Below are 18,256 nucleotides of genomic sequence, written 5' to 3'. Positions count from 1 at the left end.
TCTCTTCTCCTAACTATTTCTATCAGAATCAGGTTCTTCTAATTCCTTTTTGCGAATTTCTTTTTTGGTGATTTCTTTTAAAATTTCATTCTCTTTTTCTAGAGCTTTGCGATCGCGCTCTTTTTTAATATCTTCTAAAAATTGTGTATCAATAGCAGCTCCTGTTGAAGTCATAAAAACTTCTCCATTAACCTCTTTTAAAGCAACTTGGGCGCGCTCTAAAATTACCTTTTTAACTAATAATTGTGTTAAATCTTTATTATTTGAGTAAAGGATTAATGGCATAATCAACCCTCCACCCAATCAGTTTCCAAATAAAGCTGGAATAACATTAACTACTAGAAAAGCTAATGGGCCTCATCAGGGGAACATCTCAACCCCAGCTGGGTGTTGAATGTACATTACAATCCAACTTCAAAAAAAGAAGAAGTTTGCTGGACCGTGATTATAACCTGAGATTACAAAAAAGCTTAAACTAAAAAACATAACAGCAACAGATGCCATTGGGTATTTAGAAGAGAACGTGATTGGTAATGTTGTTGATACTAAAAAATTACATAAAATTCCAGAAAATAGTGATGAAACAATGGCAATAATTCATAATTTTAATTCTGGAGCAGTGTTCAAGCCACTGTGAACTGACTCTTCTAGGACATCTCCCATTTGGAACATTTTATGGGTGATTGTTGAAGTCATTGCATTATAAAATGCTTCATCCTTAAAAGCGCCGGTTCCCATAAAAATAATTGGAACAATCAAGGCCCCTGTCATATTTCCTAATAAAGTAACAAATAACGCTTTAAAAAATGGTTTCTTATCCACAGCATTTAACATTACTGGTAATGTCGCCATACTATGAGAGGTGAATAACGATCCTCCCAAAAAGGTGATCATAATAATTCCTCCCGGAAAAATTAGTCCTGACAGAATAGTTTTTAATCACCCTAAGCTGCTTGGCATTCCTTTAGTACTGTAAACAACAGCCACATAAGCTGAAGCAGCGATAATTCCTCCAAGGACACCTAATAAAAATTGTAAATGTAAGGCGTATTTAATTTTTTTAATTACTGCTGTAAATCCACCTAAAAAACCATCGGTTTGAAATCCATGAGAAACATTCAATGCCGAATAGTCAATTTGCTCTAAATCATGAATTGTTTCATTTAGCTTTGAGATATAGGCAATATCTTCATCTTTAATCATAAATTGCTCCTTTAAAAATAACTTTTAATATATTATCATATATTGATAATTTTTTTTTTAATATTTAAGCAAAAAATAAAAAAATAGCAATTACTTTTAATCACTATTTTTATAAAAAACTAAACTATTATTCCTTTTGTAACAATTTCTTGTTTAACTAATTTTAAGAAATCTGCAACACTGACTGTTATTTGTTCTTCGCTTCCATATCGACGATAAGTAACAGTTTTGTTTTGGGCTTCATTTTTTCCAATAACTAGTTGAAATGGAATTTTATTTATTTGAGCATCGCGGATTTTATAATTTAAGCGTTCGTCACGTAAATCAATTTCTGTTCTCAGGTACTCTTTTTTAAAAAGATCTTTTAATTCTTCACAATATTGTAAGTCATTTTCAATGTTTACGGGAATGATTTTAATTTGTTTGGGAGAACATCAAAGCGGCAAAACCCCTTTGGTTTGTTCTAGTAAAACCGAGATAAAACGCTCATAAGTTCCAATTAGTCCACGGTGAATCATAATTGGTCGCTCTTCTTCATTTATTGGGTTAATATAATTTAAATCAAATTTTTCTGGCAATAGAAAGTCTAATTGCAAGGTGGAAACAGTGATTTCGTGATTTAATGCGGTACGAATTTGAATATCTAGCTTAGGACCATAAAAAGCGGCTTCACCAATCATAGTTTTGTAAACCAGGTTTAACTCTTTTAAAGTATCTTCTAATTCGGCTTCAGCTTTATTTCACATATTGTCATCGGGGAAGTATTTTTCCTTATCTTTGGGATCGCGAAGCGATAATGATAAGTAATCAATTTGAATATCAAAAGTTCTTAAAACTTCAGTAATTAAGTTAAAACATCTTTTAAATTCGCTTTTTAATTGATCTGGGCGGACAAAAATATGTGAATCTGTTAATTCCATTGCTCTTACACGTTCTAAACCAGTTAAACTACCCGAAGATTCATAGCGATGTTGTAAGGCGTGTTCTGCATAACGAATTGGCAAATCACGATAACTACGAGGTTGTTGACGATATACTGAAACGTGGTGTGGACAACTCATTGGTTTTAAGACCAGTTCTTCGTTTCCCATTGTCATGGGAGCAAACATATCATCGCGATAATGATCTCAGTGTCCTGAAGTTTTGTAAAGTTCACTTGAACCAATAACTGGGGTTTCAATCTGTACAAAATCATACTCCCATTCTTTTTCCATTAAATACTTTTTAATTTCTTGTTTTAAAATGGTTCCATTTGGAAGTCAAATCGGAAGTCCTTGACCGATTAATTGGTCTAAGTGAAAAATTTCTAAATCCTTACCAATTTTTCGGTGGTCATTTGCTTTACGTTCTTCTTTTTTAGCAACTCTTGTTTTAAAATCTTCAGCTTTAACTCCCCCCATCCCATTTATTCTTTGTAGCATTTTATTTTTTTCGCTCCCTAAGAAGTAACTACCTGAAAGTTGTTGACTTTCAGCAATTTTCAATTCTCCTGTGCTAGTTAGAGCCGCGAACTTACTGATAATATATAAATCTTTAATTTTGAATAAAAGTGCGTTTCCGTTGGCACATAAATTTACTTTCATTAATTCTTCTAACAAGGGGTTGTCATGGGCAACTTTTTTAAAGTCTTTGGGTTCAATGGTTTCAACTTCAATGGTGATATTTTCCTTAATGATTTTTTCTGCTTGCTTTGTAATTTCTGCAAGTGAATCAATTTTCAAGCGAGGTTCTAAATTAAAAGTTAGAGCAAATTCATCATCATCTTCAATAAAAATTTCAGCAATATTTACTTTGGGGTGAAGCTCTTTAATTGCTAGCGCTGTGACCAAAGCAGCTGTATGGTTGATGACATTCAAATACTGTTCATGACGTTCTGTTATAATTTCTAATTGACAATCAAAGTAAATGACCGCATCACTTGGAACAATTTTGTATTCATCAACAATTCCCCCAACAGCTTTTTTACCTAAGCTTGTTGCAATTGAAGTTGCAATTTCTTTAACTGATTTAGGTTCACTAAATTCTCGAATTGAACCATCTAATAATGTAATTTTCATATATTTTCTCCTTTATTTGCAAATAAAAAAATGCCCCTATAAAAGGAGCATTGCTGCGGTACCATCCTCAATTTACAAATTAAATAATTTGTATCTTAATTTAATTTTATCGCGTTAGCGTAATTTCCTAACAAAAGGTAGTAATTAAATTAGGTTCAACTAGTTCGCACCAACCACTAGCTCTCTGCAAATGAACCTTGAAAAAATCTTGTCCCTTTAGAAATTAAAATATTTAGTTTTATTTTACAATTATTTCTTTAATATCTTCATTACGAACAACTAAAACTTTTTCACCAATTTTAGCGCCTCATGATTTAGCGATTTCTGCTAATGCTTTTTCATCAGCATGAATTTTATCAATGTTGTTTGTGTGATTCATAAAGATTGAGTGTCAAATTCCAAAAGCAGTATACAGTTTTGCATCTTCACTAACTCCAAGAATAGTAACATTTGGACGGAATTTTGAAATAGTTTTCAATAATTCTCCAGTTTTTGATAAAACAATTGCAAATTCGTAAGCTCCTGATTTAGCTTTTTCAGCTAATTTATCAGCGATTTTTGCTCTTGGACCTGAAGTGTTTTTACGAGCGTTTTCAAGTTGTTTTTCATAGTATAATTTTCCATAAAACTCAACTTCAGCACGTTTATTAATGGTTGCCATTGTGTCAACTGTAATAAATGGGTAATCACCATTGGCTGATTCCCCAGATAACATAGTTGCATCCGATCCTAATTCTGTAGCTCAGTAAACATCAGTAACCTCAGCACGAGTTGGAGCTGGGTTATCTGTCATTGATTCTAGCATTTGAGTAGCAACAATAACAATTTTTCCTTTTTCACGACATTTACGAATAATTTGTTTTTCTCAATATGGAACTTCGTAGTAAGGAATTTCTAGTCCTAAATCTCCACGAGCAACCATAATTCCGTCTCCAGCATCAATAATTTCATCAATATTATCAATTCCAATTTGAGATTCAATTTTTGAAATAATTTGAATGTGTTCAGCTTTGTTATCTTTTAAGATTTTGCGAATTTCATGAACGTTGTCAGCAGTATTAACAAAACTTGCTGCAATATAATCAACACCTTGTTGAATTCCAAATTTAATGTCATTGTAGTCTTTTTCAGCTAAAAATGGTAAAGTGAAATCAATTCCTGGTAAGTTAACACGTTTGTTAGTTTTTACTAAGTGGTGGTTAAATGCTTTTGCCATTACTTCCATTTTTTTAGTATCAACTGCTGTTACATACATTGTTAATTTTCCATCATCAACTAAAACTGTATCTCCAACTTTTACATCTTTACTCATGTCATATGACATTTGCAATTCAGTTGCTGAACATTCTTTTTTACCAAAGTCAGCTGGATTTGTAAAGATTTTTACTTCGCTTCCGGCTTTAATTTCTTGTTTACCATCTTTCATTTTTCCGATACGGATTTCAGGACCTTTGGTATCCAATAATATTGAAATTGGTTTTTTAATTTCTTTACGTAAAGTTTTGATTCATTCAATTCTTTCTCCGTGCTCTGTAAAGTCAGCGTGTGAGAAGTTTAAACGAATTGTGTTCATCCCTACTTCATAAAGTTTAAACAAGTTCTCTTTTGAATGAGTACTTGGACCAATTGTTGTAATAATTTTGGTACGTTTAATTTTGTTACTTAAATCGTGAATTTTCATTTTTATCTCCTAATTCTTTTTCATTTTGATTATAACTAAATTTAATAAAAAAGTCATAAAAAAAGCGAAAATATCAGTTTGATATTAAACAAAAAGCGACCATTACAAACTGTAATGGTCGCTTTTATTTGAAATCTTAAAAACTATTAAAATTTTTTAATAATCCTTGGTTGAAAGCACTATTCTTCCTTGTGTTTAAGAGCGTCTTTTTGCTTTTTTGCCTCAGCTTTTAACTCAATACTTGCCTTGCGTTTTAGAACCTGATTTTTTAATTTTTCTTCTTTGAGATCGTCTTTTTCAATAATTTTTCGATGACGTTCTTGCAACTTGTTCATCCTTGCCTTGCTAAATAATGGGGAATCGGGTGCAAATTCACCTTCGCTAGCCGCAACAATTGTATTGGCTTGAATTCCCCCAATTACATTGGCTCCGGTTCTTCCCATATCAAATAATCCGTCAAGGGCTCCAATAATTGCATAAACAGAAGCATAATAAGCACCAAATCCTAGGCCACCCAATACTCCAGCTGTTACCACTGAAGAAGTTCCTGGAACACCAGCAATTCCCAATGAAGCAATAACTGTTGTAAATCACGCCATTAAAAAGAACGCAACCAGACTATAATTTGCAGCAACATTGTCGCTTCCAGTGTAAAGTAGGCTGGTTACCAATCCAGCTTGGACCCCAGCACAAGCTACAAGTCCCATACTAGTTGATAGTGGAGCTACAACTCCGACAACATTATCATTTACCTTCATTTCATCTTTTAAAGTTGAAATTGAGATCGGTAAAGTTGCATTACTTGATTGGGTTGCAAATCCTTGAACTAGTGGTTTTCATGCTGATTTTCATCATGGTCCGATTTTAACCCCAAAGGCCATAACCGATAATGTCATTAAAACCATCATGATTAGAATTGATAAGTATCCAATTCCTAAAACTAAACCAATTGATTTTAAAGCTCCAATTGGTCTTGTAGTAATTGAGGTTAATATCATTGATATCACTGCAATTGGCATAATTTTCATAAATGTCATTAACATTGACATAATTACATCTCAACCTGTGTCCATTGCTTTACGTAGATTAGTCATTTTTTCGGGTTGGCGTTTTGATAATACTTTCACACTTGTTCCCATTAGAGCAGAAATTACCATAACTGGAATTATTAATCCTGTTGTAAATGCTGCCACAAAATTACTTGGAACATATTCCCAAATAATTTGGGGAATTGGTTTGGTGACAGCCGATCCAGTTCCTTGAGCTTGTTGATCTAACTCAAGACCTTTTCCAACTTTTAGAGCGTAACCAATTCAAAAAGTGATTGCAAAAGCAATTGTTACATTAAGTAGTAAAATTCCAACCCCTTTTAAAGTAATGCGGCCTAAACCTTTCACTTTTGGTTTTGAGGTTACTCTAAAGATTGCCAAAAATACCACCGGAATTGTTAACATTAAAATTCCATTAATAAACACTTGTTTGAACAACGATGCTCAAATTGATAATTCATTAACTCAAAGAATTTCGTTTTTTCATACCGCACTAGCATATCCTGTTGCGTCCTTGAAGACAAAATTTTCACCAGCAGCATCTGAGGTGATTTGGTTTCAAAGGAATAACCTTGAACCTGAAACTTGTTCAAGATCACCAATTTTATCTCCCAAATAGAAGTAATTGTTTAGATTCATTCAGTTTCCCGCATCGGTTTGGGCTCATCACCCACCACTGCCCGAAGTAAATCAGCTACCACCAGGAAAGCCAATAATTGATTGGACAACAATCCCAAACACTAATCCAATTCCCAAACCAATTAAAACACGGTAAACGAATTTTATTTTAATGTATTTTAGAAAAAATCAAAAACCAATAATGATTGAAAATAATAATAAAATTGATACAAATGATTGCCATGTGCTAATTGCCAAAAAGTCTCTTAACAAGTTATTTTCTTTTTGCGCACCGGCTAGTAAATTAATCACTTAGAATTTCTCCTATTCTATTTTTCTGCTATTTTGCCCAAGGCAATGTTTATAATATCTTTGGTTCGACTAAATGGGGGAGCATAAGGTAAATCAATTTCATTAATTCCTGAAGTTAAATTTGTCTGCGTTCAAATTAAACTAATTAGACTATGAATTCTTAAAACTGCATTATTATATCCTGCCATCTGGGCATTGATCAAAGTGTTTTTTTGTTTATCTTTATAAATCTTTAGATAAAGATTTTCTTGCCCTGGTAAATAGTTGGTATGGTCTTTATCTTTGATAAAAACTTCTTGATAACTTACTTTATTATTTTCTAAAAACTGTAAATTATCTCCGGTTCGGGCTAGTTCTAAAGCAAAAACCTTAACTATTGCTGTATTTAAAGTTCCTGAAAATTCTTTTTTGGCACCACAGATATTTTCTGCGACAATTGTGGCGTGCTTTGAAGCAACTGTTGCTAGGGGTGTATAAGTTGGATTGTCATATGTTCGTCCAAAAGTTTGAACACAATCTCCCCCAGAATAGACATCAGCTAAATTAGTTAAACCGGTTTTATCTATAATAATTGCATTGCGATTATTTAATTTTAGTTCGCTTCCAATTAAGAAATCGGTATTAGGTCTAATCCCAATTGAACAGATTAATAAGTCGCATTTTAACTTTGTATTGTCTTTTAAAATAACTTCGCTAATTTTATTTTTAATTGTTTTTATTTCTATTACTTCGCTATTTTTTATTAAATTAACTTGGTTTTTTTGTAACTCGTCCTCAATCAGATCAGTAAACTCAGAATCAAATAAATTCGCCAATGGTCGCTGACCTTTTTCAATAATTGAAATCTGAGCACTAGTAGAGTGTGAAATATTTTCAGCCACTTCAAGACCAATTAAACCCGCCCCAATTATAACGATGTTTTTCGCTAGTGGTAAAGCTCTTTTAATTTCTTCAGCATCCTCTTTGGAGTTAACAGTGTAACAGTTTTCATATTTTTGTGAAATAACATCGGGAGTGATTGGTGTTCCTCCAGTTGCGATTACTAACTTATCATAATTTTCAGCAATTGTTCGCAAATTATTTTTCCCAAAAACTTGTTTTTTTTCAAAATCAATTTTTTCAACAATTGTATTTGTGAAAACTTTAACCTTGTTATTTTCAAAGTCACTAACTTTTCTTGCAAGCATGATATTTGAGTCAGAAAATTTATTACCAATAAAATATGGAATCCCACAAGCCCCTAAAGAAACATAGTCATTTTTTTGAAAGACCACAATCTCAATGGTTGGATCAAGTCGCATTAGTTTGGCAACAACACCCATTCCCATTGCTGCACCACCAATTACAACAACTCTCATAAAATCGACTCCTTTAAATAAATATACAATTATTTTATCATATTAGTTAAAGATAAATTTTTAATAAAAAGTGAGTTTACTAAATTATTTACAAAAAAACCAAAGCTTGGGCTAAGATTAAAGCCTGACTCTGGTTATTTTTTTGTAAACTATTTAACAATAATTTCACTAATATCTTCGTTACGAACAACAAGAACTTTCTCGTTAACCTTCGCTCCTCAAGACTTAGCAATTTTTGATAACTCTGCTTCATTTTTTGAAATAGCATCAAAATCTTTACATTGGTTCATAAAAATTGAATGTCATGATCCAAACGCGTTATATAATTTTGGATCAGCACTAACTCCCAAAATTGTGACATTGGGACGGAATTTTGAAATAGTTTTTAGTAGCTCCCCTGTTCGTGAAAGTACAATTGCAAATTCATAATCTCCAGTTTTTGATCGCTCTGCTAACTGATCTGCAATTTTAGCACGTGGGCCTGTTGTGTTTTTTCTCGCATCAGCTAATTGTTTTTCATAGTAAAGTTTTTCATAAAACTCAATTTCCGCACGTTTGTTAATTGTTGCCATTGTTTGAGTGGTGATAAATGGGTAAGTTCCCGCTGCTGATTCTCCTGATAGCATTGTTGCGTCGGCTCCCAACTCTGTTGCTCAGTAAACATCAGTAACCTCAGCACGAGTTGGGGCTGGGTTATCTGTCATTGATTCTAGCATTTGAGTAGCAACAATAACAATTTTTCCTTTTTCACGACATTTGCGAATAATTTGTTTTTCTCAATACGGAACTTCGTAATAAGGAATTTCTAGTCCTAAGTCTCCACGAGCAACCATAATTCCGTCTCCAGCATCAATAATAGCATCAATATTATCAATTCCCAATTGTGATTCAATTTTTGAAATAATTTGAATGTGACCGGCTTTATTTTCGACTAAAATTTTGCGAATCTCATTAACATTGTCTGCAGAGTTAACAAAACTTGCTGCGATATAATCAATATTGTGTTCAATTCCAAATTTAATATCGTTGTAATCTTTTTCTGCTAAAAATGGTAGGGTGAAATCAACTCCTGGTAAGTTAACACGTTTGTTAGTTTTTACTAAGTGGTGGTTAAAGGCTTTAACTTTAACGATCATTTTTTTGCTGTCAACAGCTGTCACATGCATTGTTAGTTTTCCATCATCAACTAATACTGTATCTCCGACCTTAACATCTTTACTCATGTCATATGACATTTGTAGTTCTGTGGCTGAACATTGACGACTCACGAAGTCTTGAGGGTTAGTATAAATTGTAACTTCACTACCAGCTTTAATTTCTTGTTTGCCGTCTTTCATTTGTCCAATGCGAATTTCTGGTCCTTTTGTGTCTAGTAAAATTGAAATTGGTTTGTTGATTTCCTTGCGAATTTCTGCAACTCCTTTTAGACGTTCTCCGTGTTCTTCAAAGTTTCCATGTGAGAAGTTTAAACGGATTGTATTCATTCCGTTCTCAAATAACTCCTTAATGTCTTCCTTTTTGTGAGTACTTGGTCCAATTGTTGTAATTATTTTGGTACGTTTAATTTTATTTTCTAAATTATAAATCTTCATCTTTATGCCTCTGTTCTTTTCTTATGCTACTTTTTGATATTAGCATTAATTTCTCTTATCTTAGAAATCAATTTTGATACATCCTTGCGTTCCATATTTAAGGTTTTATCAATATCACGGGCCACCAGTTCGTTTTTATCCAAACCAATGTATAGTCCACCTTTTCCAGCAATCAATTGTTCAACCGCGAAAATTCCTGCTGTTACTGATAAATATCGATCCATAGCTGTTGGGCTACCTCCCCTTTGAATATGTCCCAACACTGTGGCTCTTGAATCATAACCTGATGCTTTTTGAATTTTTTTAGCAAGTTCTTCTGCGCTTGGATATATTTTTTCAGAAATTGCTACAATCACACTACGACGATTATCTTTGGCAAGTTTGCTAACTTGGTTACAGATTTCTTCCTCTGATAATTTTGATTCAGGAACCGAAATTACTTCAGCTCCAGTAGCAACTGCGGCAAATAATGTTAAATCACCACAAGCGTTACCCATGATTTCAATAACCATACAGCGATTATGTGACTGAGCTGTATCACGAATTTTATCAATTGCTTCAACAACAGTATTTAAAGCGGTGTCAAAACCAATTGTATAATCTGATGAGACAATATCGTTATCAATTGTGTCAGGCAATCCTATACAGTTGATTCCCATTTCAGTTAGTTTTTGGGCTCCCTGATAACTACCATCTCCCCCAATTACAACCAAGGCTTCAATGCCTAAATTTTGTAAATTTTTAACCGCTTTTTTACGAACCTCGATATCCTTAAATTCAGGTAGTCGAGCACTTCCAATAACAGTTCCTCCTCGAGAGATAATATCGTTGGCAAAAGTTTCATTTACCTCTTCAATTCAGTTATTAACTAGCCCTTTATAACCATCCTTTACAATAAAAGGTGTGATTTTATTTGCAATCGCTGTTTTGATTACAGCACCAACTGCTGCGTTCATTCCCGGAGCATCGCCCCCAGATGTTAATACACCAATTTTTTTTATCATTTTTTTACTCCTTTAACTTACCATTTTCAATTTTTTAATTTCTCTGTATCGATTACACCGATATAGGGGAGGTTTCTAAACCTCTCATTGACATCTAATCCCATTCCTACTAAAAAATCATCACCAACATCAAAGCACTTCCAGTCAGCTTTTATATCAACCTTGTGAGAATTAACTTTATCAAGCATTGTTACTATTTTAATTGATTTTGGTTTTTGCATTTTAAAATAATCAACCATAAAGTCCAAAGTAATACCGGTGTCAATGACATCTTCAACAATTAAAATATGTCGGTTTTCAATCGGAATCTTTAAATCTAATAAAATTTCTGGTTTTCCCGAACTTTTAATGTTTGATCCATATGAAGATATCAGCATATATTCCGTTTGACAACTTAGACTAAAGTTTTCTAAAAATTTTCCCATAAAAGGGACGCAACCTTTTAAAAAACCCACTAAAACAATTGGCTCTTCGTTTGGAATTATCTTTTTATAATACTCTTCGATTTCTAACGCTACTTGGTTTGTTCTCTTGTTGATTTCTTCTTTATTTAAAAGAACATTTTTTATTAATGGGTGCATTATTATCTCCTATTTATTTCACTTCAAAGTTATATATAATTGAGTATACAAAATTATTGGGGGTTTTTCAAATTTTTATTAGCAATTTGAGTTAAATAAGTTTCCAATATCAATTGTGCCGCTAGGCCATCCTTATTTTCTTTTTGTTTTTTTCTAGATAAGTCAGCTTTAATCATTATGGCTTTTGCCATTCTTGTTGTTAAGCGCTCATCAACTCTCACTACATTTGTTGAATTTCACTTTGGGAAAATAGTTGTTAAAACCTCAATAAAGTAATCTACCATCTCTGCTCGATGACCAATACTATTGTTCATATTTATCGGATAACCGATTACAATTATTGAAATTTGATTTTCTTCCAAGTATTTATGGAGCATGTTTGCGGCGGTTTCAAAATCATATTCTTCAAAGCGAATAGTTCCTAGAGGATTTGCAATAATTCCACTTGAAATTGCCACTCCAATAGTTTTTGAACCCAAATCTAGTCCAATATATTTTTCCATACTTATTTTCCCTTTCTGCTTACTTTAAAATTTCAAAAAACATTTTCAATTTTTTCAACTGCTGTAATCATTAATAAACCAATTGCTGGGGTAGTTAAGACATCCGTGAAATAATGAGCTTTAATTCCAATACGAGCTGTTGCCATTAAGAAAATAACAACTCAGTAGATCACAAGTAAAAAATTTTTTGTGAAAACTTTTTTGATTTTTAATGGTTCCAAAAATCAAATTAAAGATAGATAAGCAGTTACAACCCCCATATGTCCCGAAGGAAAACTTGTGCCTCGATTTTGCGAGGAAAAGATATTTGCAAATCAAGGTCGATAATCATAAAAGTCGGGTTGTAAATCTATAAATCTTGGTCTTCCAAAAGCATACTTCATAACTAAAATAACTCCAAATAACATAGCAATAAAAATAATGCTTTTAACTACTGGAACCAAATAAGTTTTAGCAATTGCTTGGTTATTTATTTTTATAATCACCAGAATTTGAGCAGTTAGTCCTAAAACAGCATTAATAACTAAAGAACCATAATAATAAAAATTTGAATCAGAATCAGAACTAAGATTGTTGAATAATCAAATTCTATTAGTTAAGGTCGCAATGTAAATAATGAATAATAAAATTTGAAAAACAAAAATTAGTCAGTGTCATTTTTTTTGAAAAAAACTATAAACGATCCAGTTGATTAAAACCGCTGCGAACATTAATAAAATTAAATAAAGGCCCAAATCTCCTAAGTTGCTCATTAATTTAGCAACAAAGCTTAGTATGGCGCTTTTTTCGGTTCAATTAGACAACGTAATGCTAATTTGCAAGTCATTGAATGTGCCTATTAAAAAAAACATTAAAAACAAAGATACTAAGCAGGTAATTTTTAAATTTTTATTTATCTTTTCCATTAATTACCTCTTTTGTAATTATCTCATAGAGTAAATAAATAAAAAATCAATTTATTAAATAAATTGATTTTAGTTTCTAAATTATCTAACGTTGTAGAAAGATTTTAATCCATCATAAATTGCTGAATCACCTAGTTCATCTTCAATTGTTAATAAACGGTTGTATTTAGCAATTCTATCACTTCTTGACATTGATCCAGTTTTAATTTGACCAGTATTTAAAGCAACAGCTAAGTCAGCAATAAATGAGTCTTCAGTTTCCCCTGAACGGTGTGAAGTTACTGTTGTTCATCCAGCTTTTTGAGCCATTTGAATTGTTTCGATTGTTTCAGTTAAAGTACCAATTTGGTTTAGTTTAATCAATACTGAGTTTGCAGCTTTTCTAGCAATTCCTTCGGCAGTAATTTTTGGGTTTGTAACAAATAAGTCATCTCCAACGATTTGAACTTTATCTCCAAGTAATTTAACTTGTTCGATAAATCCTTCTCAGTCAGATTCTGCTAGACCATCTTCAATTGAAATAATTGGGTATTTTTTAACAAGTTTTGCCAAGTACGCATTCATTTCAGCTGTTGTCAGTGCTCAGTCTTTTCCTGTCACTTTTTCAATTTTCTTAAAGTGGTATTTTTTATCTTCTTTATATAATTCACTATTTGCACAATCCATTGCGATCATAACTCCGGCTTCACCAGTTTTATAACCAGCTGCTCCAATTGCTTCAACGATTAAGTCTAACGCAACTTCAGCTGGAGTGTTTTTTTGGAAAGTTTCTAGTTTTTGATCCTTATAGGCTCAATTGAAGTGAGGAGCGAATCCACCTTCATCACCAACGGCTGTAATATCACCTTTATCATGTAAGATTTTTTTCAATGCTTGAAAAATTTCAGAAGATCATCTTAAAGCTTCTTTAATTGATGTTGCACCAACTGGCATAATCATAAATTCTTGGAAATCAATTGCAGAATCTGCATGCTCTCCTCCATTTATAATGTTTAACATTGGAACTGGAAGACGACGTCCGTTAGTTCCACCAATATATCTATATAATGGTACTTCTAATTCTGCTGCAGCTGCACGAGCAATTGCCAATGAAACCCCAAGCATAGCGTTTGCTCCAAGATTTTTTTTGAAATCAGTTCCATCAAGTTTAATCATTGCAGTATCAATTGCAACTTGATCTGTAACTTCCATTCCAATAACTAATGAAGCAATTTTGGTGTTAACATTATTAACGGCTTTTAAAACTCCCTTACCACCAAAACGTGCTTTATCTCCATCTCTTAATTCTAAAGCTTCTCTTGAACCTGTTGAGGCACCTGAAGGTACCATTGCTGATCCATAAGCTCCAAATTCTGTTCAAACTTCAACTTGAACTGTAGGCATTCCACGAGAATCTAATACTTCGCGACCTTTTACATTTATAATTTTTGACATTATGTATTCCTCTTTCTCTACAAAACTATTATATTACAATTCCAAACAAAATTAATGAGAAAATAATCGCTTTATAATTCCTTAAAATGAAAAAAATTTCCGTATTTCAATACTAAATTATTTAGAGTTGCGATATTTACAAAAAAAGAATCCCTTTGGGATTCTTTTTAAAAATTTAAATAAGTTTAAAATTTATCATTTCGATGTAGTTTACGATCATTGATTGTTAATCATTTTTTACGCAATCTAATGTCGTTTGGTGTTACCTCAACCAACTCATCTCACTCAATAAACTCAAGTGACTCTTCTAAAGAAAATTTTGTAAACGGTGTTAGACGACTTGACTCATCAGTTCCTGAAGAACGAGTGTTTGTTAATTTTTTTCCTGTTGTTGGGTTAACATCCAAATCATTATTTCGAGAATGTAGTCCTACGATCATTCCTTCATATACTTCAGTCTGCGGACCAACAAATAATTTCCCACGATCTTCTAAGTTTGCTAGTGCATAAGGTAGTGTTACTCCATTGGCCATTGAAACTAAAACCCCATTTGCGCGGCCGTCAATTTTGCCTTTATAAGCTTCAAAGCCATTTGCGCTTCTAACCATTATTCCCTCACCGTGGGTATCGTTGGTGAATTCACTTCTGAATCCAATTAATCCACGCATTGGGACATTGTAAATAACTTTATCACGAATTCCATCTGAGTCCATGTCCATCATTAGACCTTTTCTTAGATTTAATTTATTAATTACTGTTCCAGAGTATTCTGTTGGCACACTAATAATTACTTTTTCCATTGGTTCTAAAAGTTCTCCTGCATCATTTTTGTGCATAACAACTTCTGGTTTTGAAACTCCAAGTTCAAACCCTTCACGACGCATTGATTCAATTAAAACCGATAAGTGCAACTCTCCACGACCAAGAACTTTAAAACCATCAGCTGATGAATCTGATAGTTTTTCAACTTTCAATCCAACGTTTACTTCAAGCTCTTTATCTAAACGTTCTTTAATATTTCTTGTTGTAACAAACTTTCCAACACGGCCAGCAAATGGTGAGGTATTTACCAAAATGTTCATACTCATTGTTGGTTCTTCAATTGTAATTGTTGGCATTGGTCTTACATCGTTTTGATCACAAATTGTGTCTCCAATTGAAACATCACTTAAACCTGAAATTACAACAATGTCTCCAGCAACAGCTTCTTTAACAGCAACACGATTTAATCCTTGATACACAAAAATTCCACCAATTTTACCTTTTGTCACAGTTCCGTCATTTCGAGAGTTTGAAATCGTTTGACCCTCTTTTAAAGTACCCTCAAAAATTCTTCCAATTCCCAAACGACCAATAAAAGAATCATATGCAAGAGATGATACTTGCATTCTTGTTGTGTTATTTATTAAATCTTCTGGGTAGGTTCCAACTTGATCGATAATTGTATCAAATAGCGGTGATAAGTCTTTGCCCTCTTCGTCAATTGTTTTTTGTGCAATTCCACGTTTAGCAATTCCAAATAAAGTTTTAAACTCTAGTTGTTCATCGTTTGCATTCAGTTCCATAAACAGTTCTAATACTTCGTCGACAACTTCAAGGGCTCTTTGATCTTTTTTATCAATTTTATTGATTAACAAAATTGGTTTTAATCCTAAATCTAAAGCTTTTGATAATACAAAACGAGTTTGAGGCATTGGTCCCTCTGATGAATCAACCAAAAGGATTACTGTATCAACAGTTTTCATAATTCTCTCAACCTCTGATGAAAAATCAGCATGGCCCGGAGTATCTACGATATTAATTTTGATTCCTTTATATTCGATGGCGCAATTTTTTGAATAAATTGTGATTCCACGTTCTCTTTCTTGATCATTACTATCCATTACTTGTTCTTTAACTTCTTCGTTTGCGCGAAATACTCCCGATTGTGACAAAAAAGCGTCTACAAGTGTAGATTTTCCTGCATCAACGTGGGCAATCACGGCAATATTAATAATTTTTTGATTTGACATTTTTCTTCTCCTAATAATACACAAGATTAATGATACCAATTTGCGGCATAAATAGCAAAAAAATTGTGTAAAAGTGGTCTAATTTTTTAATTTACTATAATCTTCATTATAATTCATTTCGTTGTTGATAAACTTTAATTCACTAATCTTTTCTTCTCTATTAATCATATGATACTTTTCTTCTTGAATTAAAAGTTTTGTATTTTCTTCTTCAATTGCTAGAAGATTTTCGTGGATAAGCAGCAGAAAATATAAACTAGCCTCTACATACATACTTCAGTTAAAAAATAAACCTGCTTCATTTAATTCTTGATCTGAAATATCAACTTCTGTTTGGCTGACGCTTTCTAACATGTCTTCAAATGACTCTTGCAATTCATAAAGTTGTTCAAAAAAGTTTTCAATATTGTCTTCTTGAGAAATTTTGGTAATTCGATTTAAAACTCTATTCCCAAAACTGCTTAAACTCTCAGGAATTATTAAATTTCTTATTTCAAATTCAAAATTTTGTAGATAATGGTTTCCAACAATTCTTGGCACTAAATGAATTAAAAAATTATGATCTGCATTGTTAATTTCCTTAAATCTTTTCTTTCAAAAAAGATCTGTTTTTTGATTAAAATTTTTGATTACCACGGTCATAGTTGTAGTTAGAGCCATTATTCGTATAAAAATAATTTCACTGAAATCGTCTAAATCTTCAACTTCTGAGTCTGCTTCTTGACTTAGTTCGGTCATTTTCTTCTCTAGAAATTTTTGGAACTTAAAGACATCTGGAGTTTTTTGCCAAAATTTGATAATACTTTTTGTTATTGGAAATTCATAAAACTCAGGAGAAAGTTTTAGTAACAACATCTCCTCATCCATTATTTTCTCAACTATTTTTTCATAGTCTTTTCAAGTTCGTTTATCCATGATTGCTTCCTTTCAATTATGTTATATTATATCTATCAAAGTAATCTTCAATAATTTGTTTATAAATGTTGATTTTCTTCATTTCTGAAGCCGATGATTCATTTGAATTGACATCCGGGTGAAATTTTTTTGCAAAATGGCGATAAGTTTTTTTAAAATCACTGGGTTCAGTCATTTTAGTTAAACCAAAAAAATTAAATGCTTCATTGACTTCATCATTGATAACCAAGGTGTGAGTTTGTTCAAAGAATTTATCAAAGTTGTCTTGATCTGGGTCTCCAAAGGGGCTATCAAGGGTTTCATCCTGGGAATAGCCTTCGTAGGGTTTTCCATATCTACTTTCAAAACTAATACTTTCAAAACTAGATTCAATTATTTGCTCAAGCATTCTTGCTCAGTGAAAGGTTAGGTCTTCTCCCCCTTCAATAATTTCCTCAATTAACATATGGTGGCGGTATTGATCTATTTCATTTTTACCAACTAAAATAATTAACTTTTTTAAAAGATTTTCAATAGACTCAAAACTTGTCCGACGCATTACTAAAAATATTCTCTTAAAATTTGTTTTTTCTACATCATAACTTGAAAAACTATTCATATAAATTTGTCAAAATTTAGAAGTGGTGTAATAAGTAAACTTTGTAATACTAAACAACATTACTAAAGCCTTATATTTGCCCATTTTTTTTAAAAAATAATTGTAAGTTGCTTGGAAATTAGAAATAGCTGGCAGGCCTGTGAATTTCTCCACGATTTCATCTTCCATAAATTTAACTTCAACTTGTTCATTAAATTCCTCTGGAATTTGATGAATTGTTTTAAAACTTAAGATTTTGGTTTGATAGAGTTTAATTTCTCGCATTAAAGTCTCTTCGTTTCACTCGTTAACTTGTTTGTGCTCGCGCTCTCACAATATGAAGTATGGGAGCGGCTCAAAATAACTAATATTGACAGATTTGCTATTTTTTAACTTATTTTTAAAGGCTTTTTTATAGTTATTTTTCCATCCCATTTTAACACCTCATTTCCTAA

14 protein-coding genes are annotated in these 18,256 nt (G+C 32.4%); all 14 read right to left on the bottom strand.

Going from position 1 to position 18,256, the window contains the following annotated elements; genetic code table 4:
* Window positions 1-9: 9 nt before the first annotated feature.
* Window positions 10-1,203, bottom strand: a complete 1,194-nt coding sequence (locus tag SSABA_RS00850; protein WP_025250705.1) for a formate/nitrite transporter family protein — start codon at window positions 1,201-1,203, stop codon at window positions 10-12.
* Between the two features lie 119 nt (window positions 1,204-1,322).
* Entirely contained in the window at window positions 1,323-3,260 is a 1,938-nt protein-coding gene (gene thrS, locus SSABA_RS00845) for a threonine--tRNA ligase (protein ID WP_025250704.1), read from the bottom strand.
* A gap of 238 nt (window positions 3,261-3,498) precedes the next feature.
* Window positions 3,499-4,941: a pyruvate kinase gene (gene pyk, locus SSABA_RS00840; RefSeq protein ID WP_025250703.1), complete on the bottom strand. Its 1,443-nt coding sequence runs from the start codon at window positions 4,939-4,941 to the stop codon at window positions 3,499-3,501.
* A gap of 179 nt (window positions 4,942-5,120) precedes the next feature.
* A complete protein-coding gene (locus SSABA_RS00835; protein WP_025250702.1) occupies window positions 5,121-6,920 on the bottom strand; it encodes a dicarboxylate/amino acid:cation symporter in 1,800 nt (599 codons plus the stop codon).
* Window positions 6,921-6,937: 17 nt separating this feature from the next.
* The gene (locus tag SSABA_RS00830; RefSeq protein WP_025250701.1) at window positions 6,938-8,278 is read right to left on the bottom strand and encodes an FAD-dependent oxidoreductase; all 1,341 of its coding nucleotides are present in this window, start codon (window positions 8,276-8,278) and stop codon (window positions 6,938-6,940) included.
* A gap of 149 nt (window positions 8,279-8,427) precedes the next feature.
* On the bottom strand, window positions 8,428-9,870 hold the full coding sequence (gene pyk / locus SSABA_RS00825) for a pyruvate kinase (RefSeq protein ID WP_025250700.1): 1,443 nt from the start codon (window positions 9,868-9,870) through the stop codon (window positions 8,428-8,430).
* Between the two features lie 26 nt (window positions 9,871-9,896).
* Entirely contained in the window at window positions 9,897-10,874 is a 978-nt protein-coding gene (gene pfkA / locus SSABA_RS00820; RefSeq protein WP_025250699.1) for a 6-phosphofructokinase, read from the bottom strand.
* A gap of 17 nt (window positions 10,875-10,891) precedes the next feature.
* On the bottom strand, window positions 10,892-11,455 hold the full coding sequence (hpt, locus tag SSABA_RS00815) for a hypoxanthine phosphoribosyltransferase (RefSeq protein ID WP_025250698.1): 564 nt from the start codon (window positions 11,453-11,455) through the stop codon (window positions 10,892-10,894).
* Between the two features lie 53 nt (window positions 11,456-11,508).
* Window positions 11,509-11,958 (bottom strand): Holliday junction resolvase RuvX, encoded by a 450-nt coding sequence (gene ruvX, locus SSABA_RS00810; RefSeq protein ID WP_025250697.1) that lies wholly within the window; start codon window positions 11,956-11,958, stop codon window positions 11,509-11,511.
* Between the two features lie 2 nt (window positions 11,959-11,960).
* On the bottom strand, window positions 11,961-12,863 hold the full coding sequence (locus SSABA_RS00805) for a phosphatase PAP2 family protein (protein ID WP_025250696.1): 903 nt from the start codon (window positions 12,861-12,863) through the stop codon (window positions 11,961-11,963).
* Window positions 12,864-12,944: 81 nt separating this feature from the next.
* Window positions 12,945-14,297 carry a phosphopyruvate hydratase gene (gene eno, locus SSABA_RS00800; RefSeq protein WP_025250695.1) on the bottom strand — a complete coding sequence of 451 codons (1,353 nt, stop codon included), beginning with the start codon at window positions 14,295-14,297 and terminating at the stop codon, window positions 12,945-12,947.
* A gap of 185 nt (window positions 14,298-14,482) precedes the next feature.
* The gene (gene typA, locus SSABA_RS00795; protein WP_025250694.1) at window positions 14,483-16,309 is read right to left on the bottom strand and encodes a translational GTPase TypA; all 1,827 of its coding nucleotides are present in this window, start codon (window positions 16,307-16,309) and stop codon (window positions 14,483-14,485) included.
* Window positions 16,310-16,387: 78 nt separating this feature from the next.
* Window positions 16,388-17,224: a hypothetical protein gene (locus tag SSABA_RS00790; RefSeq protein ID WP_025250693.1), complete on the bottom strand. Its 837-nt coding sequence runs from the start codon at window positions 17,222-17,224 to the stop codon at window positions 16,388-16,390.
* A gap of 16 nt (window positions 17,225-17,240) precedes the next feature.
* Window positions 17,241-18,236: a DnaJ domain-containing protein gene (locus SSABA_RS00785; protein WP_025250692.1), complete on the bottom strand. Its 996-nt coding sequence runs from the start codon at window positions 18,234-18,236 to the stop codon at window positions 17,241-17,243.
* Window positions 18,237-18,256: the final 20 nt, after the last annotated feature.

Source organism: Spiroplasma sabaudiense Ar-1343, assembly GCF_000565215.1.
Lineage (GTDB): Bacteria > Bacillota_I > Bacilli_A > Mycoplasmatales > Mycoplasmataceae > Spiroplasma_B > Spiroplasma_B sabaudiense.
The sequence above is the reverse complement of the archived record's forward strand: the minus strand, read 5'-3'. Positions and strand labels throughout refer to the sequence as shown.